The following is a 24,508-nucleotide window of genomic DNA, read 5'->3' as shown; positions in this document are numbered from 1 at the left end:
TAGCCGGAACGACGGGTTGTATTCTCCCAAGTTTACCGCTTAGAAGGTTTCTCGGCCCACCAGGGCCGCAGAACTACCGCATCCGAATGGATCGAATGGCAAAAGTGGTCGGCCCGTCCGCTTCGTAGCGACCTTGTCACCAAACAGGATCGCGAAGACTGGCGGGCAAGCCGGCCCGAAACTGCGGCGCCGACCGGGCTGTGCCGATAGATGAGTAGGGATCCCCACCGACCTCCACCTACTCGTGGCGAGGCCGAAGACGCCATGTCCGTGCAATCCGAATTGCGACGCGACCTATTATCTCTATTCTCGCTCGCGCTGGCTTTGTTCCTCATCGCTTCCCTGGCGACTTTCGATCCCGCGGATCCGCCCTCTCACCTCGTCTATCCCGGCAACCAGAAACCGTCCAACGTTTGCGGCTGGGCCGGTTCCGTGACAGCCCATTTTCTGCTGGAGTGGACGGGAATCGGGGCGGCTTACACGGCGGTTTCGCTGGGCGCGCTGACGGCCGCCCTCCTTTTTCGTATCCCGTTTACCCAGCCCGGTCTGCGGATTTCCGGTTGGTTCTTCTCACTGTTAGGACTCACCGCCGCCGCCGACATCGTGATATCGGCCTGGAGTCCTGGGATTGCGGTAGGCCCCGGCGGTTATCTGGGGGCCCTCACGGCCTTGATTCTGAGGCAATACGCGGGCACGGCGGGCGCGTTGCTCATCGCCGTGGTATCGTTCTTAGGAGGTGCCCTGATCGCCACCAACGTCCAGCTTCATAGCCTGACGCGAATTCTCTCGTGGCCGTTCCGTGGGCTATTGCAGGGCATCGTGCTGGTCGCCGGAGCGTACGGCCTGCCGCTGCCGGTGCCGAACCAAGATTCCCAAGACGGCATTGGCAAAGGCAGAGGAGAACGCCGAAGCGGCAAACCGACTTCGCGAGCCGTGGACGGTCAACAGACATCGGCCGACGAAGAACCGAGCGAAGAGACCGTTCGGGTCATCAAGCCGGGTACCGAATCCAAGACCGTCGAGCCCCCCCCACCCGTTCCCGGTTCATCGGCCCCGGCCGCTCCCAGCCGCCGCGAGGACGTCAAGATCCGCAAGCCTCAGAAGGCTTCCCGCGAATCGCTATTGGAAGAGATCGAATCGGTTACGCACGCTGCTCCCCGAATCGATTACAAGCTGCCGGCGTTGGACCTGTTGCTGGAATCGGAACCGTTCCGATTCGAAACGCAGGAGCAAGACGTCCGCCGCAAAGCCGCGATCCTGGAGAAGACTTTTGCCGATTTCGGCTACCGCGTCCGCGTCGTGGAAATTCAAACCGGCCCGGTGATTGCCCAGTTCGAGGTCGAATTGGAAGCCGGGCTGCGGCTGAGCAAGATTACGGTGCTGGCGGATGATCTGGCCATCGCCCTGCGCGTTCCGAGCGTGCGCATCGTGGCGCCCATCCCAGGCAAAAATACGGTCGGCATCGAAGTCCCCAACAGCGAACGGCAGCTCGTGCGGTTGCGGGAGGTCATCGAGGAATCGCACGCCAAGTTCTCGGCCATGCGCATTCCCATTTTCTTGGGGAAGGACGTCGCCGGAACTCCGCTGGTCGTCGACTTGTCGACCATGCCCCACCTCTTGATCGCGGGGCGAACGGGAACCGGCAAGAGCGTTTGCCTCAACTCCATCATCATGTCGATCTTGATGACGCGAACGCCGGAAGACGTGCGGCTTCTGCTCATCGATCCCAAAATGGTGGAGCTTAGCCCGTACAAGCGAATCCCTCACTTGATGCACCCCGTGGTCACCGACATGCGCAAGGCGGAAGCCATTCTCGCATGGGCCGTAGAAAAGATGGAAGAACGCTACGGCCTCCTAGCCCGTGCCGGCGTGCGACACCTGAGCGTATACAACCAATTGGGCGAAGAGGAATTGATGGAGCGGATGCGACCGGAAAGCGACGAGGATCGCGCCCGGATACCCACGCACATGCCTTACATCGTGATCGTAGCGGATGAAATGGCGGACTTGATGATGACCTCGGCCAAGGAAGTCGAAACGCACATCATCCGGCTGGCGCAGAAGAGCCGCGCAGTGGGCATCCATCTGGTGTTGGCGACGCAAAAACCGACGGTTGACGTCATTACGGGTTTAATCAAGTCCAACCTGCCCGCCCGGATTTGCTTCGAGGTCGCCTCCCGCGTGGACAGCCGCGTAGTGCTGGACGAAATGGGAGCGGAAAAACTGCTGGGCAACGGCGATATGCTGTTCCTCCGCCCCGGCACCAGCACCCTCATCCGGGGACAAGGCACCTACGTGAGCGATGACGAAATCAATCGTGTGATCGACGCCGTGGCCGTCCGCGAACCGCAATTCGTTCAAGAATTGGTCCAACTAAAGCCGGCGTCCCCCGGCGGCTCGCCCTCGCCGACGGAAACCCGTGATGAGTTGTACGAAGCCGCCGTGGACATCGTAATTCGGGAAGGACGGGGGAGCGTCTCGCTGCTTCAACGCGCGCTCGGCATCGGATACGGACGTGCGGCCCGGCTCATCGATTACATGGCGGAAGACGGTATTGTCGGCCCCTATAACGGGTCGCAAGCCCGCGAGGTCCTCATCAGCCTGGAGGAATGGGAGGCCAGGAATGGAGAGATTCCTCGACCGACACCGGGCGGCTCGCGTGCGGCCACCAATACTCCGTCCGGCAATGTCACCGGCCCCGTAAGCCTGCCTCGTCCGGAAAATCGGATCCTATTGGTACCGCCGAGCGACCAAACCGATCCCGCGACCATAGCCGGACCATCGGCAAGCAGATTTGCTCCCGAGATACCTCCGCGCTCGGGCGCGGAAAGCGGTCGGCATGACACCGAACCGCGAACCGCGCGACGTCCGTTTGCCGGCCCGGACCCGCCGGCGCATCAAGAACCGCCTCCGGGGGACGAGGACCAGGACGCAATCGCCCCTTGGGAACACCGGCCGCCCCATCGCAAAGCAGAAGGAGCGTGACTCCCACGGTTCCGGTGCGCCGGTTCATGGAATCATGGGCACCGACGGCCGAGCCGCCGCTGATCGAACGTCGGATCACCCGACAAGCAAGGCATCAATAGGCCTTGGTCTGGCCCGGCATGGCGCAGGGATAAATCCCGTCCGGCCCCGGCTTCGGCTGCGGTTCGGCATCCCAGGTGTAGCCGCTGGGAGACAGATCCAGTTGCGAGGCGACGGCCTCGTCCCAGGTGACGATCTGACCGGAATAGGTTGCCATCCGACCCAAGATCGCCGTCATGGTCCCGAGGATGGTGTTATCCACCTCATTGTACGCTTGGCCGTCGAGATGGGCCGTGAGCAGGTCATTCCATTCCAATCCGTGACCGTCCGGCCCGCGCTCCACCCGCACGGGATCCCGCCCTTCCACTTGGATAATGGCATGACCGTGGCCCTCGATGCTAACGAAGCCTTTCGTCCCGTGGGCATGTTCCGAGAAACTGTCCCAACAGCCGGGAATGTGGCGGCAATAGCTGAAGCCCTTGGTGCCGTCTTCGTACGTGAATTCCACGGCGTGATGATCGAAGATATCACCGTAGTCCTTGCCGATGCGGAATTGGCGCCCGCCCATACCCTGCGCCGACACGGGGTGGCGATTCCCCATCATCCAATTCATCACATCGAGGTCATGAACGTGCTGCTCGACGATGTGGTCGCCGCTGAGCCAAGTGAAATAGTACCAATTGTTCACTTGATATTCCATTTCCGTTTGGTCGGGCTTGCGAGGCCGAACCCAAACGCCGCTGGAGTTGAAATAGACGCGCAAATGGGTGATTTTGCCGATCTCGCCGTCCCAGATGCGGCCGATCATTTCCTTGTGCTTCAACTCGTGGCGCAAATGATGGCCGACGGCCACTCGCAACCCCTTGGCCTTGGCCTGCTCATTGGCGGCCAAGATGCGACGGACGCCGGGTGCGTCCACCGCCAGCGGCTTTTCCATGAAGACGTGCTTACCGGCCTGCACGTAATGTTCGAAATGCATGGGCCGAAAGCCGGGCGGGCTGCAATCCAAGATGATGTCGGCACCGGTCTCCGCCAGCCGCTGATACCCGTCCAAGCCGCTGAAGCAACGCTCGGGCGGCACATCCACTTTGTCGGGAAAGCGCGCCGAGATGGCACGCAAACAATTCTCGATTCGCTCCCCGAACGCATCATGCAGCGCGATCAATTGCACGTTCGCGCCCACGCTGTTCGAAAGCGCGTCCGCGAGAGCGCCCGTACCTCTGCCCCCGCAACCACTGAGGGCGATTTTCACCACGTCACTGCCCGCGGCATGGGCGGCTCGCGTCAACGGCAGCATACTCAACGCCCCGGTTGCGGCCGCGGCCTGCAAGAAAGAACGCCGATTGGGAGATGAGCTGACGGAAGACGCGTTATCCATGGTATGACGCTCCTCTTTTCCTTGGGAAGAAAACCTGCCGGACGGCACACCGATCCGGCCCGTCGCAGGCATCTTAAACGACCTGCGGCGAGCCGGCTCGGGCGGAAAGCGACTACCTTTAATTTTTACCTTGCCGAAAGCACGGCACGCTCCTGGCGGAGAACGGGCGCCGGCCCTTCCCCTTCGCGGGCGTCGTCCGCCCTACTCGGCGACTTCAGTATGACGGCCAGAACGGCGGCAAGCAAGCACGCGCCCGCCGCCACGAGAAACGGCACCAGCCAGACAGCAAGACTGCCGCTGTTTTTTGCAAAGTCTCCGAACCAACCGCCGAGAATCGGACCGACAATCCCGCCTAAACCGTAGGACGTGAAAACCCAGCCGTAGTTGGCGCCCACGTTCTTATTACCGAACAGGTCTGCGGTCGCAGCGGGAAACAACGCAAAGTTGCCGCCGAAATTGAATCCGATCAGCGCTGCGGCGATACAAAACACGGTCGGCGAAGCGGCCAACCAATAGAACGACGCCATCACGGCGGATTGGAGAAACAACATGATTCCCAGGGATGCCTTCCGCCCAATGACATCGGAGATGACTCCCCAGGCAATTCGCCCCAATCCGTTCGCGATGGCGAAGAACACCGCCATCGCCAACTCGGTCGTCGCGGCGGCCTTGGCAGCGGCGCCGGCGTCATCCAGACCGGCCGTCCGAAAATGCTCCAGCAGCCGTTCGCTGCCGAAAAGCTTGATGCAGCCGATGACCATCAAACCGGCCATCGCCCCCGCGGCAAACATCAGCCAGAGTTGATAGAACTGCGGGGTCCGCAGCATTTGAAAGCTGGTAAAATCGCGTCCCGCAGCCGTTCCTTTCCGCAATCTCGCCTTTTCCGGATCCCATCCGGCGGGCAAATAACCCTCCGGCGGATTGACCATCCACACCGACCCGATTCCCACCAGAACGACAAAGAGGACGCCGAACATCAGAAAAGTCTGTGGAACGCCGAACTTGGCGATCCAGCCGCCGAAACTGCCGGCCAAATAGATCCAGAGCAAGGCCCCAAAACCGAATCCCGCAACGGCAAGGCCCGTAAACAGACCCTTCTTGTCCGGGAACCAACGAACACCGACGGCGATGGGCACGGTGTACGCCAATCCGATCCCGGCTCCGCCGACCAACCCGATGGCCAGCACCAAGCCGGCGTAATTCGTCCCCATAAAATAAGCCGTGACGTAACCCGCCCCCAAAACGATTCCGCCGGCGAGGGCTAAGATTCTCGGCGGAATCCTGCCCTGGAGCCGGCCCGAGATCACGGTCACCACGGCGAATGTCGCCAGACCGACGCTGAAAATGACTTGAGTTTGCGTCTTGAGAAACCCGAAAGGCTCTTCGGTAAGCGCTTTTGTGAATACGCTCCAGGCGTAGATGACACCCAGACACAACTGAATGAGGATGGCACCCAAGACCACCCACCAGCGATTCATCACCGGTTTCGACACGGCTCGCCCTCCCGGAAGCATGGGAAAAGAAAATGTCTTGTCGCCGCCGCGAAATGGCGCAACGGGCCCGGCTTCTTGCCGAACCTCAAGCGTCGCCGCCGCCCGCACAAACCCCTTTGTCCGCGAGCGGCGCGGTTCGATAACGGCGATCCCGACGTGAGCGCATCCGGCTAGCGGACGCAACCGATGCCTATTATAGCAGCGGAAAATGCCTTGCAAGAGATTTCTTCAAGCATACCCGCCGATTATTCCGCGCGACGTTCCACGACGCTTTCCGCTATGCTCGCCCGAAAAGCTCGACGACGTACTTTCGCCCTTGGCGATGGGCCGCAACGCCGTCCATGGTGTGCGGGGTTCTCGCCTCGGCGGCCTGTTCCAATACGAGATGCGGGCGAACGCCTTCCGCGATCAACTCGCGTGCCAGACGCGCGTAATCGATATCCCCCGTCCCGAATACCTCCGTCCACACGCCGTCCTGGGATTGGCGGAAATGAATCTCACTCACGCGTTTGCCGTACAGCTTCACGATATCGAAGAGGAATACCTGTGAATTGCCCGAACCGCGATACATCCAGTGCGCATCCAGGCACAGCGTAAGGTTGGTCGGTTCCGTGGCCAGCATCATGTGCTGAGATTCGCGGGCGGCATTGCGCAATTCCATGTCGTGATTGTGCAGCGCAAGCACCATACCCCGCTCGCGCAAGGCCGCTCCCAGGCGGTTCAAAGCGTCCGCCTGGACTTCGAGCTGCTCATCCGTCTTGTCGGCGGGGCCTGTTTCCCGATTCCAGGACAGCGGGGCGGGATTGATCACCACGATCTGCGTATTCAGGCGTTCCTTAGCCCTGTCGGCGGTGGCAAGAATTCCTGCCATCGAGGCCTTCGCCGTTTCCTTGTCGTACAGCGGTGAGCCGATGTAAAAGGAACGCATCTCCAAGCCGTGCTTCTTGAGCAGCGGAGCGTACCGATCCACGTCGTCCGGCGATCCAAGCAGGGCCTCGAATCCTTGAAGCCCGGCGGCGGCTACGTCGGCCAACCCCGCGTCCAAATCGGCGTTGAAATCGCGGTTCTCGCGGCGGTAGTACGTGTACCAGGGATAGGCGTTGGAAGCCACGTGCAGTCCATCTCCGCCCGCGGCTTCCCCGAAGGCCTGCCTCCAGGCGAAGAGATCGGACATCAGTACGGCCGCGGAGGTCGCCCCCAAGCCGCCCAAGAAACTACGTCGTGAAGCATGGCCATCGCGAAGCATACGATCGACCTCCCATGGGTAAGAGTGAAGCTCGGTTCAAAATGGCATCGAAGGTACAACCAACTGCAACCGCCCGGTCGGCCGTCGCATCCGGCAAGGCAGTCCCGCGTCGCAAGACTTTGCCCATCGGCCGACTTGCCGCCAATATAGAGGGCGGTCATAATCGGTAACAAGATGCCTGCGGAAGTTTTCCGCTTTCCTCGCCAGTCCCTTGAGTCGGCCCGCCTCCGAGGTTTCCCGCCGGCAAAGAAAGGACCTTGCCATGAAGATCGTATCGTTGGTCGCGGTGTGCTTACTGTGGTTCGCGAGCGCAGTTATGTCGGCAGAAGTCTCATGGCCCGCCCCCGTGGTGCCCGCCGGTTTCGGAGCCAACATCCACTTCACGCACGCCAGACCGGGCGAAATGGAGATGCTGGCCGCCTCGGGGATGCGATGGATTCGGATGGACTTTTCATGGGGCGGCACGGAGCGTGAAAAAGGCGTCTATGATTTCTCCGCCTATGATCATTTGCTGAACGATCTGGAAAAGCACGGCATTCGCGCCCTGCTCATCCTGGACTACTCGAATCGGCACTACGATGACGGGCTGTCGCCGCACACCGCGGAAGGACGGCAAGCCTTCGCGCGCTGGGCCGCCGCCGCGGCCAAGCATTTTCGGGGTCGCGGCATTCTTTGGGAAATGTACAACGAACCGAATATCGGCTTCTGGAAACCCAAGCCCAACGTGGACGACTACACGGCCTTGGCCGTCGAGGTCGGCAAGGCGATCCGCCGCGAGGCCCCGGGCGAGATCTATATCGGCCCGGCCACCTCGCAGATCGACATGAAGTTCCTCGAAGACTGCTTCAAGGCCGGACTGCTGGAATACTGGGACGCCGTATCGGTCCATCCCTATCGCCAAACCGCTCCGGAAACTGTGATCCCCGAGTATCGGAACCTACGAGAGTTGATCGCGAAATACGCACCGGCCGGGAAAACGATTCCCATTATCTCAGGCGAATGGGGATACTCGGCGGTGTGGAAGAATTACGACGAGCAGCGTCAAGGAAAATATCTTCCGCGCCAATGGTTGACGAACTTGGCGGAGAACATTCCTGTGTCGATCTGGTACGATTGGCATGACGACGGTCCCGACCCGAAGGAACCGGAGCATCACTTCGGCATGACGGCGTTTCCCTACCACGAGGGCCGTGACCCCGTTTACGATCCGAAGCCTGCCTACGTCGCAGCGCAGACCCTTAATCGAGTCCTGTCAGGCTACCGATTCGTAAAACGTCTGGAGATTAGCGGCGAGCAAGCGGCCCAGTGCCACGTCCTGCTGTTCGAAAAAGATGGTCGCCCCGCGATCGCCGCTTGGACGCAGTCCGACGGCCAGATAGCGCGTATCTCAGTAGAGATCCCCGCCGGGGAGTATCGTGCGGTGGACTATCTCGGCAAAGCGAGTGCCGATCTCAAGGCATCCGGTTCAGCCGTGACGCTGGAGCTTAGCGACGCGCCTATCTATTTCCTGGTCCAACCTTGAGAGCGAGTACAACTCGCGATTGGAATCGGAGGGAAATCAGAGCACGTTCCGGGGAGCAACTGCTAGTCGGATACCGGCGCTTGCCCTTCGACCACATACATGAGGCGATCACCGGGGACGTTTTTCAGCACATCCCGGTTGCCGCTCGGCCAGCGAACCTCGAGGCGATCGACCATCGTCCGCGGTCCGAGGCCGAAGTGCAAGCGCCGGCCCCAATCGCTTTGATAGCCGCGCCCGCTTCGAACTTCGTCCCAAATTCGTAAGTCGCCGGCCGTGATTTCCACCCTTGCCCCGATCGCGCTGCGGTTGGACTCGCGGCCTTCCAGCAATACCTGCAACCAATGGTTGCGCGTGGGCGTATCATTGCGCAAGACGGTGACAGGCATCCGCGAATTGAGCACGACGATATCGAGGTCCCCGTCGTTGTCCAGGTCGCCCGCGGCGGCTCCGCGGCTGCTCAAGCGGACCTGAAGCCCCGGACCGCTTCGTTCGCTGACATCCTGGAATTTTCCGTTTCCCAGGTTCTTGAGAAGGATATTCTTGGCCCAATACGAAGTCGTGCGGTCCCGCAACTCCACGTTGTCGTCCAAATGCCCGCATGCGATAAAAACGTCGCGGAAGCCGTCGTTGTCGAAGTCCGCGATGATAACGCCCCAAGTAACGTAGGAATAGGAACTGACGCCGGCGCCGCTGGTGGGGGTCGCGTCTTCGAAAAACGCACCGAGATTCCGGTAGAAGGTGACCGTTTCATTTTGGTAGGAAGTCATGAAGATGTCGGCGAGGCCGTCATTGTCCAAATCGCCGGAATCCGCCCCCATGCTGGCTTGCGGAGCGCCGAAGGCGTCATAAGCGACACCGCAGGAGACGGCACGCTCCTCGAAGCGGCCGGTTCCATCATTGATCCAGAGGAAATTCTCTTTCACGTCGTTGCAAACAAAGATATCGTCGTCGCCGTCGTTGTCGAAGTCGCCCGCCACCAACCCCATGCATGTTCCCGCCAGCGTCCCTATTCCGGATGTCTCGCTCCCGTCTTGGAATTTGCCGTTGCCTAGGTTGCGGTAGAAAGTGTCGGGAATCGGTTGGTAATCGAGCGGTCCCGGATACGAGGGAATACCGTTGATGGATCGGGCAATATGCTGGTCGAAGGAAAAGTCGATGTAGTTTCCGACATACAGATCGACCCAACCGTCGCGGTCGGCGTCCAAGAAGCAGACTCCCGCCCCCATCTGCTCGCCCCCGCGAACACCGCATTCCGCGGCCGCCTCGGAAAACGTACCGTCTCCGTTGTTGCGGTAGAAGACGTTCGGGCCGAAATTGTTCACGTACACATCTTCAAACCCGTCGTTATCGACATCCGCCGCGGCCACCCCCAGCCCGTAGCCCAAGTCGCCCACTCCCGCCGCGTCGGTCACGTCGACGAACTTCCAATCGCCTAGATTGCGATAAAGACGATTACGCAGGATTTCCTCCGTATCGCATCCCGGCAAGGGCGCGCCGTTGAGCAAGTAGATGTCTTCATGCGTGTCCCTATCGTAATCAAAGATCAAGAGGCCGGCGGACATCGGCTCGATCACGTACCGCCGTCCGCTGCTGCCGTCCGTATGGCGGAAGTCGATGCCCGTCTCGGATGTGACCTCCACGAAATAAAACGGTGAGGAGTCCGCCGGGGCTTGGCCGGGCTGCGGGGCCGTTGCCGTAACGAATTCGCGTTTCTCGATCGCAGCGGGTAAGGCCGAAGAAGAAGTCTCGGATATGTTCGCGGCGCCGTCCGATACATCTCGATTACGATCGGCGATGCCGTTCCAAAGCACGTACCCAAGGCCCAAGAGGACCAGGCCCAAGCCGATCAAAAAGGTCTTTCGATTGCGAAGAGGAATATTCATGGCCGCTCGGACGATCCGGAGGGGGACGTGGAAAATGGAGTTCCCGAACCGTTCCGCCCTCGGTCCTCCGTCAATTGACGATACAGTGCCAACGCCTCGGGCCGACGCTCACCGAAGGCTAAGGCCTTGCGCGCCGCGTCCAATGCCTCCTCGGATCGCCCGGCCGCTTGGTAGGTGCGGGCCAACAAGAGACTCGTCGCCGCGCCGGGCGAAGCGGCGGCCGCGGCTTCCGCGTGGGCGATCGCATCCTTCAATCGCTCCGCCCGTTTTAAATACAATTCGGCCAGATCCATGTGCGTCTTGCCGTCGTCCGGCCGCAAGGCGACGGCCCGACACAGCAATCGCTCCGCGAGCAGCCCCGTGCCCTGAACCGCACAGAATCGCCCGGCATCGGCATAGGCCTCGGCCAATTTTTGAGCAAGCGCTGCGGCATCATCGTGAGCCAGCCGCGTTTGCCGCGCGACCTCGCGTTCCCGTTCGCGGACCCGACGCAATCGCTCGGTGAATGCCGCCGCTTGCTCGCGATCGTTGAGACGCGAGAAGACCGTCACCAAACCGGTCAGCGCAACGGGGTCTTCCGGTTGAAGCATCAAAGCCAACTCGTACATCATCCGAGCGCGCCGCAAGTCCCCGCGGTGCAGATAGCATTGGCCCAGCATTTGGACCCGCCACACGGACTCGACTTCACTCGGGAAATCCTTTTCCAGCAAATCGACGGCTTCGTCCATCCGCCCGGTCCGGATCAAGGTGTCGGCCAATTCGAGCATCGGACCGACGGCTCCCGGGGAAAGACCGACCACGCGCCGAAAATGCGGCACGGCCTGTTCGAACCGGCTGCGAGCCACGTCGATGAGGGCCAAGCCGTGGTGGGCGTGGACATTGTCGGGAGCAAGTCGCAACACGCTTTGAAAGGCATCCTCCGCGGCATCCATGTCGCCCAGATGATACTCCAAGCGGCCCGCGATAATCCCGGCGTCGGCGGCATCGGGAAACCACCGTCGCAACCATGCGGCCAAGCGGTGCATTTCCTCTCGGATGTCGGCCGCGCTTTTGGGAATGGGTGCGGCTTCGTCGGGTAGTTCGGCCGACATTTCGGCGGCACGCAAATCCTCGTCCGCAGACGCCGTCGGACCGGCACCATGCTTTAGGAAAGGATCCAGGAAGGGGAAACGTCCCACCCGATAAAGCCCGACCAAGCCGGCAATTACCGAGATTAGAAGAATACTCCCGATCAGCAAACTTCGAGTCGGAGATTTGTGGAAGATGAGAAATTGGACGCTTCGCATGGCAGCAGCCCCTGCCAAAATGCGGATTGGTTTCGCTTACATCGTCTCACTCGTTTATTAGCCGCCTCGAACTCTGTTCACGTGCTGTTCCGTTCCGAACGCAACGACCTATCGGCCTAAGCGGCCCTTCGGCAAGTCTAGGACCTCGTATTGCGACGATCCTTGCCGCAGACGGATAAACCGATCCACGGGCAGATCGTGATACACTTCCGTCGTTCCGCCCAGCCAGCGGACTTCGACGCGGTCGATTTTGGTATGCTTTCCCAAACCAAAGTGCAGCCGGTCTCCCCAATGGCTTTGATATCCTCGCCCGGCGTGGCGCTCCTGCAATTGGATAAGATCCCCGGTAATCACCTTGACCTGTGAACCGACTCCGTCGCGATTCGCGGTCTTCCCTTCAAGCAGGATTTGCACCCAGTGATTGTCATTTCGGGTGTCGTTTCGAACAATCGTCGGAGCTTCTCGCGAATTGAGGATTACCAGATCGAGATCGCCGTCATTATCCAGGTCGGCCACGGCGGCGCCGCGACTCGCGAAGACCGGTCGCATACCGCTGCCTGCCTGAGACGAGACATCCACGAACTTACCATCGCCCGTATTGCGGAGCAACAGGTTGGCCACGCGCCAGGCCGTGGCGGGACGCCGCAATTCGGCATTGTCCTCCGTATGGCCGTTGGCGACGAAGACATCGGGATTCCCATCGTTATCAAAGTCCGCCCAACAGACTCCCCAGTTGACGTGGAAGTAAGTCCCCTGGCCGGCGTCGGTCAAGCGGGTCACGTCTTCAAAGAAGCCGCCGCCCAAGTTTTTGTAGAGGATTGTCAACTCGTCTTCGTAAGCCGTCATGTAGAAATCGATCCATCCGTCGTGGTCGTAGTCGGCGGCGTCCACACCCATGCTGGCGTTTTCCTCGCCTTGGGCGTTGTACGCCAAACCCGCCTCCACCGCGCGTTCCTCAAAGCGGCCGCCCCCGTCGTTCACAAAGAGGAAGTTCTCCGCCACGTCATTCAGCACGAACACATCGGTGTCGCCGTCGCCGTCGATATCCGCGGCAATCATACCCATCGCCGTTCCCGCCACCGCGGCGATTCCCGATTCCATGCTGATATCCGTAAACTTCCCGTCTCCGTCGTTTCGAAACAAGCTGTCCGGAATCGGCAAATAGTCCCGCGGCGAGGGATAATGCCGCATGCCGTCCACCATCCGTTCCACGTTCATACTGGGATCGAAGCGTAGATAATTGCCGACGTAGAGATCGAGATCGCCGTCTCCCTCGATATCCAGAAAAATCGCGCCCGCGCCGACGCAATCGTCTCGGCCTGCCACTCCCGCTTTTCCGGTCACATCCTCGAAGGTGCCGTCGCCTTGATTGTGGTACAAGACGTTGCGGCCGTAGTTGTTGAGAAAGATGTCGGGGTGCCCGTCATTGTCGTAGTCTGCCACGGCCACGCCCAGCCCGAAGCCTGTATCGCCCACGCCCGCCCGCTCCGTCACATCCGTGAAAGTTCCGTCGCCGTTGTTGCGCCACAGGGCGTTCCGCGGAATCGTCGAGGATTCGTAGCCGGGCAGCGGCGCCCCGTTCAAGAAATAGATGTCGATCCGGCCATCGCCGTCATAGTCGAACAAGGCCAGGCCCGCGCTCATCGGTTCCAAAATATAACGGCGTCCGCTGCTGCCGTCGGTGTGCCGAAAGGTGATGCCCACGCGATCGGAAACGTCTTCCAGCGCAATCGGCCCGGTCGCACTTGGTTCCCCGGTCGGCCTGCGGCATCCCCCGGCGATCACGAGCATCATGCCGATCGCTACCAAGGCGGTTCGGAAACTGCTTACCCGTTGTGCCACTCGATCCTCGCAGATACTCGGCCGCTTTTCACGCGACCCCTGTTCACCATGGCTTCGTGCGAATGATGGGGCTCGAGTCCCCTTCCGTGAGCAAAATAAACCGATCGGTCGGCAAATCGCTCCAGGTCTCGACTTTGCCGTCGCGTCTCGGCCAGCGAACTTCGATCCGGTCGATCTTGAGACGCCGACCGAGTCCGAAATGGAGCCAAGGCCCCCAATAACTCTGGTAACCACGCCCGGCGTGGACCTCGTCGGTAAGTCGCAGGTCGCCGGCGATCAAAGTGACCTTCGCGCCGACCGCATCGCGGTTGGACGTCGTTCCGCGCAATCGCAACTGTACCCAGTGATTGCCGACTCTTTGATCGTTACGAATCAGCGTGGGCGGTTTGCGCGAGTTGAGGACGACGATATCCATATCGCCGTCGCCGTCCAAATCACCAAAGACGGCTCCGCGGCTGCTGAACTTGGGAGCCAAACCGTCACCACAGCGACGGGAGATGTCCTCGAAGGTGCCGTCGCCGCGATTTCGCAAGAGCGAGTTCGGCACCTCGTAGGCGGTGGTGTCGTCGTAGAGATCGATATTGTCTTGAAGATGCCCTTGGGCGATGAAAATGTCACGCCAACCGTCGTTGTCGAAGTCGATCAATCCGGTTCCCCAATTCACATAGGGCAGGCTTCCGCTGCCCGCGCCGGTGATGACCGTGGTATCTTCGAAGGAACCATCGCCCAGGTTGTGATAAAGAACGGGCAACTCCGCTTGGTAACAGGTCATGAAGAGATCGAGCCGGCCGTCGTTGTCGTAGTCCCCGCAATCGATGCCCATGCTGCCGGTTTCATCGCCGCTACCGTTGTAGGCGAATCCCGCCTCCAGCCCCACCTCCGAAAACGTTCCATCTCCGTTATTGCGAAAGAGGAAATTGCCGGAGACGTCGTTCAAAACGAAAACGTCCGTATCCCCATCGTCATCGTAGTCGCAACAGACCATCCCCATGCCCGAACCGGCGACTCGACCGATCCCGCTCTCCACACTGACGTCGGTGAAGGTCCCATCGCCGTTGTTTCGGTAAAGGATGTCCGGCTCCGGTGCGTAGTCGCGAGGGCCGGCATACATGGGATAGCCTTTAACGACATGGACGCGGTGACTGTCGTAACTGAATTGGACGTAATTGGCAACGTACAGATCGAGATCACCGTCGAGATCGTAGTCCAAGAAGGCGGCGCCGGCGCCCATGCGACTTCCCCCCGACACGCCCGCCCGTTCCGTGACATCAGTAAAGGTTCCGTCGCCGTTGTTACGGTAGAGCACGTTGGGACCGTCGTTGTTGACGTAGATATCCGGCAGGCCGTCATTGTCGTAGTCGCCGACGGTCACGCCCAAGCCGTAACCGGTGTCGCCCACGCCGGCTTGGTCCGTGACGTCGGTGAATCGCCAATTGCCGTCGTTGCGGTAGAGTGCGTTTTTGGGCGGCCTGTCCGTCGCGGTGCCTTTCAGGGGTGCGCCATTCAAGAAGTAGATGTCGAGATCGCCGTCGCCGTCGTAATCGAAAACCGCCAACCCCGCGGAAACGGTCTCCACGATGTACCGTTGTCCGCTCCCGCCGTCGGTATGAACGAAACGAATCCCGGTTTGAGAGGTGACGTCGCGAAAAAGGAGCGTCTCCGCACGTCCGTTCTTATCCGACGCGCGGCGAAGTAACGACCAGCCGGCAAGGAGTGCGGCGGAGACCGCGAGGATGCAGCCCGTGACGATCCAACGTCGAAGCATGTTACGGTTGAACGCCCAGCGCTTTCGCGATTTTTCGATAATCAGGGTTTTCCGGTTCCAGCCTGACGGCTTCCCTCGCCGCCGCCGCCGCGGTAATCAGATCGCCGTTTCGCTGGGCGGCCGAAATCAGCAGGCCGAAACAAGCCGCGGTGGGCTCCCTGGCGGCAGCCTTCAGTGCCAGTACCTGGGCCTCGAAGGGACGCTTTCCAGTCGCGACGTACAATCCCGCCAAGGCGAGATAGCCGCCCGCTTCGTGGGGCGTTAATTCGATCGCCTTGCGGTAGAGCGACTCGGCCTTGTCGAATTCCTCCCATTCCGCGAACAACTTGGCCGCCTGCATGATCGTCTCCAAATGAGACGATTCCGCGTTCAGTAGCCGCTCGAGCTGCTCACGAGCGCCCGACCGATCACCCATGCGGTCCTTCAACCACGCCGTCAAAAGCGAGGCGTCGGTGAATCGCGGGGCCAACGCCGCGGCCCTCGTCAAATAGCGTTCGGCCGTGGGGATATCTCCCACCGAAATATGGATCTTCGCGGCGGACACATAGGCTTGGGCGACCGAAACCCGTACCGCCTCCGCTTGAACGTCCGCGTCTTTGAGCTGCTCGCGATGACGAAGCTCATCCTGCCGTTTGCGCTCTTGGAAGAGACGCCGCATCTCCGCCGCATCTTCCCTTTGTCCCAAGCGATCTAGCGCCGTAGCCAACGGATAGTAGCCGTTGGTGTACTCGGGATTCATGCGAATCACCAGCGAGAGATGCTCGACGGCCTCCACGTCCTCTCGAAGTTGGACCAAAGCCTGGCCCAGCAAGGCCCGCATGGCCACGGCTCGCGGATGCCGTCGCAGCGCCTCCTTCAAGACGTCGCGCGCCCTCGCAAGCTGCCCGTCCTGGATCAGAACCTCCGCCAATTGCGTGGGATAGACCGATGACTCGGGAGATTGCCGCCACGCCTTTTCGTAATGCTCGGCCGCGGCCTTCAAATCGCCGGATTCCAACGCCGCCACGCCCAATGCTTGGTGCGCAGCGACGAAGTTTCCATCCAACTCCAGACACTTTTCCCAGCACCGCTGGGCCTGTTCGGTCTTGCCGAAGCGGCTATACATGCGACCGGCCAAGTCCCAGGCGTAGGCGTCGTTGGGAAACAGCGCCAACGTATCCTCGACAAGTCGCGACGTTTCCAAAATGAGCGAGGCTATCTCCGGCTCGGCTTTGGCGGCCACTTCTTCCAGCGGCTTGGGGCGCGGCCGATTCAACCAAACGGCAAAGCCCGCCGCAACCAACAGCACCACGGCCCCGAACAGCGCAACGACCCTACGATAACCGATTGGCTTCGCCAAACCGGCCGGTGCTCTCGAATCTTCGCTTACCATTGCGGTTTTCGACGCATCGATCCCGATCGGCGAGGTGTCACCGCCGTCGCTCGCAGGTTTCGGCATGGACGGCTGTTGGGAATCCGCCTGAAAAGATGACATGGCCCACTCAAAACCTCCGCAGAACGCCTCGCGGCTTGGGAGTCGGCAAACCCGATCCGCGCAAACGCGGCCGTCAACGGTCCCTGACGCGAACTACGCAAAAGCCCACGCCGCGTTCGCACGTTTCGATGCGGCATGGGCTTGAGAACCAACGGATGACCGCTTTTGCGGCAATCAGACTTCAAGCTGCGATTTTGCCGCCGAAGCTCACGATCCGGCAGCGGGAGCGGGCGAGGCTCCCAATTTCTGGAGCATCCGCTCGGCAATCCCTTTGGCACCCGCAGGATCGGAGCCGCTCATCAGTTTCTTGCCGTCTTCTTCCAAAGAGGCTCCTAGAGCCGCATCGGTCTTCTTGATCTCCTCGACCAAGTTCATGACTTGCCCGAACGCACTTCCCAATTGCTGCATTTTTCCGGCGGACACGTCCTGGAGGATCTTGGTCAACTCCTCCTTCGGGTTCCGCTCCACCGGCTTAACGGATTCGCCCTTGCCGCAGCCGATCGCCAAGAGGACGGCGACCGCCAAAATCGAACCCAAGAGGTTTTTCCAGTGAGCCATCATGACCGGTTCCCCTTTGCAGTTCCTTGGTCGTGTAATCGAAACGTGAAAGGGCGCAGGCACGACGACCTTTTCGTGCCCGCGCCTCCATTTCCGTTGAACGTGCCTACTGCAATCCGAACCTCAACCCGACTCCATTGGGTCATGGGGTCGAAATCGGCTCGCGACCGTTCCGGCTACCCAGCGCCCAATAGGTCTGCATGTCCATCGTCGCCGAGATGAAGCGAACCGAGCCGTCCACCATAGCGTGATTGCAGCCGCCGGGGTGATAGCTGCGGGCGGGGTACAACCCGTCGCGGTCCGACGCCATGCCCGGAGGGCCCTCAGCGATGCAGGTGGGATACCGCCAGTTCGGCGGGACCACCGTATTGAACACCGTTTGGGTGTAGTTGGCACCCATCCAGTTCCAACCGTTGTTGCTGAGGTGGTCCCCTTTGCCGGCTTCACATTGCACGCCCCAGGCCTCCAAGGCGGCGATGATGGTCTGCGGGTTCTGGCCTGTGATTAGGGGCGAGAGGAACGTGTTCGGGTCGCCATGGTTGAACCAGCTCGGGATTTGGTTACGGACCGGTTCGCCCGGCAGGTATTGGGAACCATTGTCATCGCCCTTGAGGACCTCCGAAGCCAAAATGGTGTTCGACGTGCCGTCGATCATGTCCGCCATCGAAGTCTCGCTCTGCGGCTTGATCGCCCCTGGGCAGCGGCTGTCGTGATCCCACCAAATGAGCCACGGCCCGCTATTCACGGCGTAGTTGCAGCCGGGGCCGTTCAACCAGCCCGTCTGCGGGGCCTTCATGTCGGAGGGGCACAGGTATGCGTTGATGACTGTCTTGCGCAGCGGCTCCGAGGTATCGTACCAGTTGGCCTCGGCACCGCTCGCCGCTCGGGCTTGAGCTTCCGCCATCGTTTGGTCGTACACTGCCCGCTGTTCGATGAACGGCAGGATCATGGTATGAACGCTGAAGCCCTGCCAAATCCGCCAGGGGTCGCGATTGACGCCGAAATTCGGCATCCAATAAAGATACCCCTGCCTAGGGAAAACTCGGTAAACATCGTGGTAATTCTGCGCCGCCAGCGCGAACTGCTTGAGGTTGTTCGTGCATTGGCTGCGGCGAGCCGCCTCCCGCGCCGCCTGCACCGCGGGCAGCAGCAAGGCGATCAAAATACCAATAATGGCAATCACAACGAGCAGTTCCACCAACGTGAACGCTCGTTTGCGCCATCGCGCGACGACGCTCAAAGTTCTCATAACCGCACTCCTTTCGAAAAACAACCGGAAAAGACTCAGACTTTGCCCGCGAGATGAGCACGATGTGTCTCTCGCCGGTACAGCACACAAGCGAAAAGCCCCTGTCGTCCGGGCATTCCCTTACCGCTGCCCGCCATCCCCTCGTGAGATCCTCACTCTGATAATACCTCTTAGAAATCGTCTGTCAACGAAATTGCGCCTCGGCAACTCGGAAACAGCCTTCGCGGGTTACCGCGATCCTGCACTTCCAGGCAGCACGAGTGCACCACCAAAATAGTGGTACATAAAACCCACCCTTGGCCAGGAATCCGGTCCTTGATTGACGCCGTCCGTCGCTTTTACGATGTCGAACTGCATCACCGCGACCGACGGTTACTCTGAATCGTTCAACGGCTTTGCCGGAGACCGCGCCAAAAAAGGTTAAACCGCGGACCATTCCTCGTGATTTCCTGCATCGGCGGGAGATCGCTCAGTAGATCACTTTCAAATCCGGCTTTTCCGACCGCAGCCGTTTCACGCCCTCTTCCGTCACGCGACTGCGACTCAAACCCACCACGCGAAGTCCCGCCATCTCGATAATAGCGTCCAAACCCTCGTCGCTAACTAAAGTATCCTCCAGCCCCAGATTCTGCAAGCCCCGCAAACTTCGCACTTCCCGAAGGGTCGTATCCCCTATTTTCGTTCCACTCAAGTTGAGGAAGCTCAATCTATCGAACTGTCGAATAGTGGCCGCGGCGGCGTCGGTAATCAAGGTCCCGCTCAGATCGAGGTACCGGATCTCCGTCAATCCCGCCAGCAACTGTAAGCCGGAATCCGTAACCTGGGTTTTCGCCAGGTTCAAGCCTTGCAGCTTTTCCAGCGATCGCAGCGACGCCAAACCCGCGTCGGAGATCGCAGCACCGGGAAGCCCCAAATAACGAAGGGACGGCATCCGAGCGACGTGAACCAGCCCGGCATCGGTAATCTTTTCCGGCAGGTAAAGTTCCTCCAGTGCAGCGAGTTTTTCCAAGACCGCGACGCCTTTGTCCGTCACACGAGTTCCCAGCAGGTTGAGATAACGGAGCGCGGCCAAGTCGCTCAGGCTTTCGAGGCCCACATCACCGATGCGGGTGAACTTCACGTCCAAGTAGAGCAGGGATTTGGCGGCGGACAATTCGCTCAATCCCCGATCGGTGACGGCCGTACCCGCAAGCGTCAGCTCCTCCAAATTCGGCATGGCGGCAATCATGGGCATGGCGGCATCGGTCACGCGCGTGCCCGCCGCGGAAATGCCTTTTAAGCGCGGCAAGTCGCCGAGGACGGCCAAGCCGGCGCCCGTCACCGCGGTGCCGTTGACGCTGATGCGCTCCAGACTCGGCATCCCCGCCGCATACGCCAAACCGACATCGGTGACCGGAGTGTCATCCAGCAGGAGAAACTTGACGTTCTTCAAGCGACTCACTTCGGCAACGTCGGCATCGACAATGCGGCAACCCGACAGATCGACGACTTCCAGCCGAGCGGGTTTGGTCGGCTTATCGACTCCCAGTACCGCCGCCTTACTTTGAAGCAATTCGGCAATCGGCCTTTCCTCGGGCACGAGCAAATCCAGAAGTTGTTGCGTCGTGATTTGTTGAGACGTCGGCGAGCGTTCTTCCTCCGCAGGTGTCGTGTCCCCAAGTGTCGTGAACCGACCGGAGTCGTGCTGCCGCGCCGACGGTGATTCCGCGCCGACGCCGGCGGATTCGGAAATCTCCCGAGATTCTCCGGCCGCTCCGCCGCATAGAAGCGTCCACCATGCCGGCGAAAGCGCGATCGTAAACGCAACGCCCGTCGATACCGCGAAAAACCGAAGAAAATCCATGAATCGGCCTTTGCAAATCACAGCCACACACGGAAGACTCAAGCGGTATTTCACCCGTCCGAAAACCCTCCCAATCAGTTTAGCATGGCTCGTTTTCACCGGCTGAAGAATGGGGGGGGAATCACCGGTTCGACCCGCGAATCGGGACAATCCCCCTGGCAGGTTGGGAAAAGCGATACGAAGATAGACGTGTTGTCGCACCGGGGTTGATTCCGCCGCAGCGGTGAGACGTGAGCCATGCACGAGATCAAGGTATTCAGCGGACGGTCCAATCGCGAGCTGGCCGAGAAGGTCGCTCAATATCTCGGATTACCCCTCGGACGAATTGCTCTCGGCAATTTCGCCGATGGAGAAATCTCCGTCAAGATCGAGGAAGACGTCCGCGGTCGCGACATCTTCATCGTTCAATCGACCTGCCCTCCGGTCAACGATAACCTCATGGAGCTGTTGATCATGATCGACAGCTTCAAGCGGGCCAGCGCCGGACGAATCACCGCCGTCATCCCCTATTTTGGTTATGCCCGGCAGGATCGCAAGGATGAGGGGCGTGTCCCCATCACCGCAAAGCTCGTGGCGAACCTAATAACTCGGGCGGGCGCCGACAGAATTCTGACCATGGATCTTCACGCCCCCCAAATCCAGGGCTTTTTCGATATCCCCGTAGACCACCTTTACGCCGCCCCCGTCCTGGACAGTTACTTTCTCAACCTGGGCATCCCGTTGGACGATATCGTCGTCGTCAGCCCGGACGAAGGGAGTATTAAACGCACGTTGATCCATCTCCCCGTTTTCGGGGGCAAGCTTGCCATTGTGGACAAGCGACGTGAGGGGGCGGCGACCACTCAAGCCCATCTGATCGGGGAATCGGTTCAGGGGAAGACCGCGCTCTTGTTTGACGACATGATCAGCACGGGGGGATCCATTACCGGTGCCGCCAGGATGGTGAAACAGGCGGGCGCCAAAGCGATCTACTTGGCGGCGACGCACGCGGTCTTTTGCGGGCCGTGTCTGGAACGATTGAGCACGGCCCCGGCCGAGCGGATCGTCGTTACGGATACCATCCCCCTGTCCTCCGGGCGCCAACTCCCAAATATTTGCGTGCTTACCGTCTCGGAACTCTTGGGGGAGGCCGTCAAACGCATCCATCGCAATGAGTCCGTGAGTCGCCTGTTCGGCATGTACCGCTAAACATGGCCGGCACGCTCGTGCTTCCACCGACGCGGATCGGCAGCGGAGGCTACGGGGTAGGGCGACGAACGCCTCCGCCGTCCCCTTGAACGTCGGCGCGGGAGCATGCTCCTTCGCGCGACAACTAAGGGCCATCGCTTCACCCACCCTTGAAATTTTCGCCGTTTTGTTGAAAATCAAGGATTCCCGATCTGATCCGAAAACATACGCGAAGGCGGGCGTCGCCTGCGATTTACTGTGGAAGGGCCTTGCGGATATGGAAGAAATTATTGCGGAACTGAGGCAGCCGGGCGGGAAGCGCAGTAATCGCCGCTTGCGAGCGGCCGGCAAGTTACCGGCGGTGCTCTACGGCCACAAACAAGAGACCGTCTGCCTCCTCTTGCCCTCGGACGCGGTTGCGAACGCCGTTCGGCATGGAGTCCGATTGATTCGTTTGACCGGGGCGGTTCAGCAGGATGCGTTCATCAAGGAATTGCAGCGCGATACTTGGGGAAAGCATATCCTCCACATCGATCTGACACGGGTTTCGGCTCACGAGCGCGTCGAGGCAGAAGTGGCGCTGGAGCTTCGCGGCGAAGCGCCGGGCGTCAAAGAAGGCGGCGTCGTGGTACAGCACCTCCACTCGCTGACGATCGAATGCGACGTCGATAAGCTGCCCGAGGTCGTTTACGTGAGTATCGGTGACTTGGGATTGAACCGGCTCTTGACCGTGGCCGATCTCAAATTGCCGGAGGGTGCCACTACCGAGCTTGATCCTTCCACGGTCGTCGTCGAATGCCGGATGGCGGTGGAACAGGAGGAGCCGAGCACGGAGGGAGCGGCACCGGCGGAAGTGGAGCCCGAGGTCATTCGACGCAAGAAGGAGGACGAGGAGGAGAGTGAATAGGGGCTCGATCCCCTCTCCGCAATCGGAAAAGTCGGTTACGCGGACATGAGTCGAGGAATCCTCGGTGCTGCGGGCATTGTGGTCACGGTTGATCGAACGGCTCGGCGGTACCGTAGGGGAACCTGAAAGCGAACCGCCGGTGAAGCTGGTCGTCGGTCTCGGCAATCCCGGCGCGAAATACCACGGGACCCGCCACAATGTCGGCTATGACGTCCTGGCCGAACTGGCGCGGCGCTTCGAAGCGGGGAAACCCCGCAACCGCTTCGCCGGCGAGACGGTTGATGTGGTGATCGACGGGGTGCGGGTCCTGCTGCTCAGCCCGACGACGTACATGAACCGCAGCGGCAGGAGCGTGGCTGAAGCACGCGGTTTTTTCAAGCTTGCCCCGGAAGACGTGATGGTGATCTGCGATGATCTGAGCCTTCCGTTGGGGAAGCTTCGGATCCGCGGCAAGGGGTCTTCCGGCGGCCATAAAGGCTTGGAAGATATTATTCGTAGTTTGGGTACGGAAAACTTTCCCCGATTGCGGGTGGGAATAGGTTCGCCGCCGCAGGGCCTGGATGCCGCGGACTTTGTGCTGGCGCGATTTTCGGCGGAAGAACGAGCAGTCATTCGTGAGGCCGTCATCAAGGCATGCGATGCGGTGGCAGTGTGGGTCAAGCAGGGAATCGACGCGTGCATGAACCGTTATAATTGAGGGTCGACCGTCCTCCCTGCCGAAGTCGATCAATTTGGGCGGATGCCAAGGAAATCGGCCCCGGGCATCCGGTGGTTTAAGGAGTGCCATTTTGAATTACTACGAAGGGCTTTACATTTTGGATTCCGGCCGTTTTGCTCGGGATCCGGATGGTACGGTTCGACAGATCACCAGCGCCATCACCGATGCCGGCGGCGAAGTTCTGGTCAGCCGCATGTGGGAGGAGCGAAGGCTCGCCTATCCCATCAAAAAGCAGCGAAAAGGAACCTATTGGCTGGTGTACTTCAAACTGGAAGGCACTCGCTTGGACGAGGTCCGGGCTCGATTCCAGCACGCGGATTACATCCTTCGTTACATGCATGTGCGCGTCGATCCGCGGATCATCGATATGCTGGTCGAGCACGCCCGGGGCGGACTGGTAGCTCCGCGCACGGTCACGGCAGGCGGGGATGTGGCCGAGGAGGTCTCCGATGACGTCGACGTGGAGGCGGTGATCGATTCCGATGCCGACAATTGATCCATGCTCCCGCGGCTCGGCAAAACGGGTTGAATGCGTCAAGCATCCGCACCGGGAGCCTGATACCTTCCGAGTATCACATTCAATTGAATCGAGAGATAACTCGCGAATCCGGGGCACGGGGAGGATCCATGGCAAGTTACAATCGCGTTATCTTGTTGGGAAACCTGACCCGCGATCCGGAAGTCCGTTATACGCCCCAGGGAACGGCGGTCTGTGACGTGGGGCTTGCCGTGAACGAACGCAGGAAAAATGCCGCCGGGGAGTGGATTGACGAGGTTGTGTACGTCGATGTGACCCTTTGGGGAAGAACCGCGGAAGTCGCCGGCGAGTATCTCACCAAAGGGTCGCCCGTTTTGATCGAAGGGCGATTGCGGCTCGACACCTGGGAGTCGCAGGATGGGCAAAAGCGGTCCCGGTTACGCGTGGTGGGCGAACGTATGCAAATGCTGGGGGCGCGGGGTGGGAGCGAGGGCGCCGGCGGCGGCAGTGCCCGGCAGCGACGCCCGGCGGCATCCGCTGGGAGCAGCGCCGCCGCGGACGACATCCCGCCCGCGGATATCCCGCCGGACGATGACGTACCGTTCTGAATCGATCCGGGACCGGAGATAATGGTGCCGCTCGCGTCGAAATCGAAGCGTCGAACTGAATCTTAAA

18 protein-coding genes are annotated in these 24,508 nt (G+C 60.4%); 7 read left to right on the top strand and 11 right to left on the bottom strand.

The features are described 5' to 3' along the window. Window positions 1–264: 264 nt before the first annotated feature. On the top strand, window positions 265–2,985 hold the full coding sequence (locus ACZ5B4_RS03860; protein WP_464913121.1) for an FtsK/SpoIIIE family DNA translocase: 2,721 nt from the start codon (window positions 265–267) through the stop codon (window positions 2,983–2,985). A 94-nt stretch (window positions 2,986–3,079) separates the two neighbouring features. On the opposite strand, the gene ACZ5B4_RS03855 is transcribed toward ACZ5B4_RS03860, so the two are convergent. The 3 genes from ACZ5B4_RS03855 to ACZ5B4_RS03845 all read right to left on the bottom strand — a co-directional run bounded on the left by ACZ5B4_RS03855 (window position 3,080) and on the right by ACZ5B4_RS03845 (window position 7,141). Beyond that, window positions 3,080–4,402, bottom strand: coding sequence for a Gfo/Idh/MocA family protein (locus ACZ5B4_RS03855; protein ID WP_464913120.1), 1,323 nt, complete (start codon window positions 4,400–4,402; stop codon window positions 3,080–3,082). 125 nt (window positions 4,403–4,527) lie between these two features. After that, the gene (locus ACZ5B4_RS03850; RefSeq protein ID WP_464913119.1) at window positions 4,528–5,895 is read right to left on the bottom strand and encodes an L-lactate MFS transporter; all 1,368 of its coding nucleotides are present in this window, start codon (window positions 5,893–5,895) and stop codon (window positions 4,528–4,530) included. Between the two features lie 277 nt (window positions 5,896–6,172). Continuing rightward, on the bottom strand, window positions 6,173–7,141 hold the full coding sequence (locus ACZ5B4_RS03845; protein ID WP_464913118.1) for a sugar phosphate isomerase/epimerase family protein: 969 nt from the start codon (window positions 7,139–7,141) through the stop codon (window positions 6,173–6,175). Between the two features lie 262 nt (window positions 7,142–7,403). Between ACZ5B4_RS03845 and ACZ5B4_RS03840 the strand changes: the two genes are divergently transcribed. Then, window positions 7,404–8,663, top strand: coding sequence for a cellulase family glycosylhydrolase (locus tag ACZ5B4_RS03840; RefSeq protein WP_464913117.1), 1,260 nt, complete (start codon window positions 7,404–7,406; stop codon window positions 8,661–8,663). A gap of 62 nt (window positions 8,664–8,725) precedes the next feature. On the opposite strand, the gene ACZ5B4_RS03835 is transcribed toward ACZ5B4_RS03840, so the two are convergent. The 8 genes from ACZ5B4_RS03835 to ACZ5B4_RS03800 all read right to left on the bottom strand — a co-directional run bounded on the left by ACZ5B4_RS03835 (window position 8,726) and on the right by ACZ5B4_RS03800 (window position 20,563). After that, window positions 8,726–10,546, bottom strand: coding sequence for a CRTAC1 family protein (locus ACZ5B4_RS03835; RefSeq protein ID WP_464913116.1), 1,821 nt, complete (start codon window positions 10,544–10,546; stop codon window positions 8,726–8,728). Continuing rightward, the gene (locus tag ACZ5B4_RS03830) at window positions 10,543–11,832 is read right to left on the bottom strand and encodes a tetratricopeptide repeat protein (protein WP_464913115.1); all 1,290 of its coding nucleotides are present in this window, start codon (window positions 11,830–11,832) and stop codon (window positions 10,543–10,545) included. The genes ACZ5B4_RS03835 and ACZ5B4_RS03830 overlap by 4 nt, the downstream gene beginning before the upstream one ends. Before the next feature lie 108 nt (window positions 11,833–11,940). Then, on the bottom strand, window positions 11,941–13,674 hold the full coding sequence (locus tag ACZ5B4_RS03825) for a CRTAC1 family protein (RefSeq protein WP_464913114.1): 1,734 nt from the start codon (window positions 13,672–13,674) through the stop codon (window positions 11,941–11,943). Window positions 13,675–13,717: 43 nt separating this feature from the next. Beyond that, complete coding sequence (locus ACZ5B4_RS03820; protein WP_464913113.1) at window positions 13,718–15,439, bottom strand: CRTAC1 family protein; 1,722 nt, start codon at window positions 15,437–15,439, stop codon at window positions 13,718–13,720. 1 nt (window position 15,440) lies between these two features. Beyond that, the gene (locus ACZ5B4_RS03815; protein WP_464913112.1) at window positions 15,441–16,778 is read right to left on the bottom strand and encodes a tetratricopeptide repeat protein; all 1,338 of its coding nucleotides are present in this window, start codon (window positions 16,776–16,778) and stop codon (window positions 15,441–15,443) included. Window positions 16,779–17,120: 342 nt separating this feature from the next. Next, on the bottom strand, window positions 17,121–17,474 hold the full coding sequence (locus tag ACZ5B4_RS03810) for a hypothetical protein (protein ID WP_464913111.1): 354 nt from the start codon (window positions 17,472–17,474) through the stop codon (window positions 17,121–17,123). A gap of 139 nt (window positions 17,475–17,613) precedes the next feature. Beyond that, the gene (locus tag ACZ5B4_RS03805) at window positions 17,614–18,720 is read right to left on the bottom strand and encodes a DUF1559 domain-containing protein (protein ID WP_464913110.1); all 1,107 of its coding nucleotides are present in this window, start codon (window positions 18,718–18,720) and stop codon (window positions 17,614–17,616) included. A gap of 469 nt (window positions 18,721–19,189) precedes the next feature. Continuing rightward, window positions 19,190–20,563 carry a leucine-rich repeat domain-containing protein gene (locus ACZ5B4_RS03800; RefSeq protein WP_464913109.1) on the bottom strand — a complete coding sequence of 458 codons (1,374 nt, stop codon included), beginning with the start codon at window positions 20,561–20,563 and terminating at the stop codon, window positions 19,190–19,192. Between the two features lie 237 nt (window positions 20,564–20,800). Between ACZ5B4_RS03800 and ACZ5B4_RS03795 the strand changes: the two genes are divergently transcribed. The 5 genes from ACZ5B4_RS03795 to ACZ5B4_RS03775 all read left to right on the top strand — a co-directional run bounded on the left by ACZ5B4_RS03795 (window position 20,801) and on the right by ACZ5B4_RS03775 (window position 24,441). Continuing rightward, window positions 20,801–21,751 (top strand): ribose-phosphate diphosphokinase, encoded by a 951-nt coding sequence (locus ACZ5B4_RS03795; RefSeq protein WP_464913108.1) that lies wholly within the window; start codon window positions 20,801–20,803, stop codon window positions 21,749–21,751. A gap of 256 nt (window positions 21,752–22,007) precedes the next feature. Further along, complete coding sequence (locus ACZ5B4_RS03790; RefSeq protein ID WP_464913107.1) at window positions 22,008–22,637, top strand: 50S ribosomal protein L25; 630 nt, start codon at window positions 22,008–22,010, stop codon at window positions 22,635–22,637. A 139-nt stretch (window positions 22,638–22,776) separates the two neighbouring features. Next, window positions 22,777–23,334, top strand: a complete 558-nt coding sequence (pth, locus tag ACZ5B4_RS03785) for an aminoacyl-tRNA hydrolase (protein ID WP_464913106.1) — start codon at window positions 22,777–22,779, stop codon at window positions 23,332–23,334. A gap of 91 nt (window positions 23,335–23,425) precedes the next feature. Next, entirely contained in the window at window positions 23,426–23,851 is a 426-nt protein-coding gene (gene rpsF / locus ACZ5B4_RS03780) for a 30S ribosomal protein S6 (protein WP_464913105.1), read from the top strand. A 131-nt stretch (window positions 23,852–23,982) separates the two neighbouring features. Beyond that, window positions 23,983–24,441 carry a single-stranded DNA-binding protein gene (locus tag ACZ5B4_RS03775; protein WP_464913104.1) on the top strand — a complete coding sequence of 153 codons (459 nt, stop codon included), beginning with the start codon at window positions 23,983–23,985 and terminating at the stop codon, window positions 24,439–24,441. The last annotated feature ends 67 nt before the right edge of the window (window positions 24,442–24,508 follow it).

The organism is Thermogutta hypogea, assembly GCF_055386265.1.
This window is presented reverse-complemented; position numbering and strand designations above follow the sequence as displayed.

Bases quoted from the DNA above. Each gene is read 5' to 3' on its own strand.
- ACZ5B4_RS03860 (WP_464913121.1), top strand. From the start codon at position 265: ATGTCCGTGCAATCCGAATTGCGACGCGACCTATTATCTCTATTCTCG.
- ACZ5B4_RS03855 (WP_464913120.1), bottom strand. From the start codon at position 4,402: ATGGATAACGCGTCTTCCGTCAGCTCATCTCCCAATCGGCGTTCTTTC.
- ACZ5B4_RS03845 (WP_464913118.1), bottom strand. From the start codon at position 7,141: ATGCTTCGCGATGGCCATGCTTCACGACGTAGTTTCTTGGGCGGCTTG.
- ACZ5B4_RS03840 (WP_464913117.1), top strand. From the start codon at position 7,404: ATGAAGATCGTATCGTTGGTCGCGGTGTGCTTACTGTGGTTCGCGAGC.
- ACZ5B4_RS03835 (WP_464913116.1), bottom strand. From the start codon at position 10,546: ATGAATATTCCTCTTCGCAATCGAAAGACCTTTTTGATCGGCTTGGGC.
- ACZ5B4_RS03830 (WP_464913115.1), bottom strand. From the start codon at position 11,832: ATGCGAAGCGTCCAATTTCTCATCTTCCACAAATCTCCGACTCGAAGT.
- ACZ5B4_RS03820 (WP_464913113.1), bottom strand. From the start codon at position 15,439: ATGCTTCGACGTTGGATCGTCACGGGCTGCATCCTCGCGGTCTCCGCC.
- ACZ5B4_RS03810 (WP_464913111.1), bottom strand. From the start codon at position 17,474: ATGATGGCTCACTGGAAAAACCTCTTGGGTTCGATTTTGGCGGTCGCC.
- ACZ5B4_RS03805 (WP_464913110.1), bottom strand. From the start codon at position 18,720: ATGAGAACTTTGAGCGTCGTCGCGCGATGGCGCAAACGAGCGTTCACG.
- ACZ5B4_RS03800 (WP_464913109.1), bottom strand. From the start codon at position 20,563: ATGGATTTTCTTCGGTTTTTCGCGGTATCGACGGGCGTTGCGTTTACG.
- ACZ5B4_RS03795 (WP_464913108.1), top strand. From the start codon at position 20,801: ATGCACGAGATCAAGGTATTCAGCGGACGGTCCAATCGCGAGCTGGCC.
- ACZ5B4_RS03790 (WP_464913107.1), top strand. From the start codon at position 22,008: ATGGAAGAAATTATTGCGGAACTGAGGCAGCCGGGCGGGAAGCGCAGT.
- ACZ5B4_RS03775 (WP_464913104.1), top strand. From the start codon at position 23,983: ATGGCAAGTTACAATCGCGTTATCTTGTTGGGAAACCTGACCCGCGAT.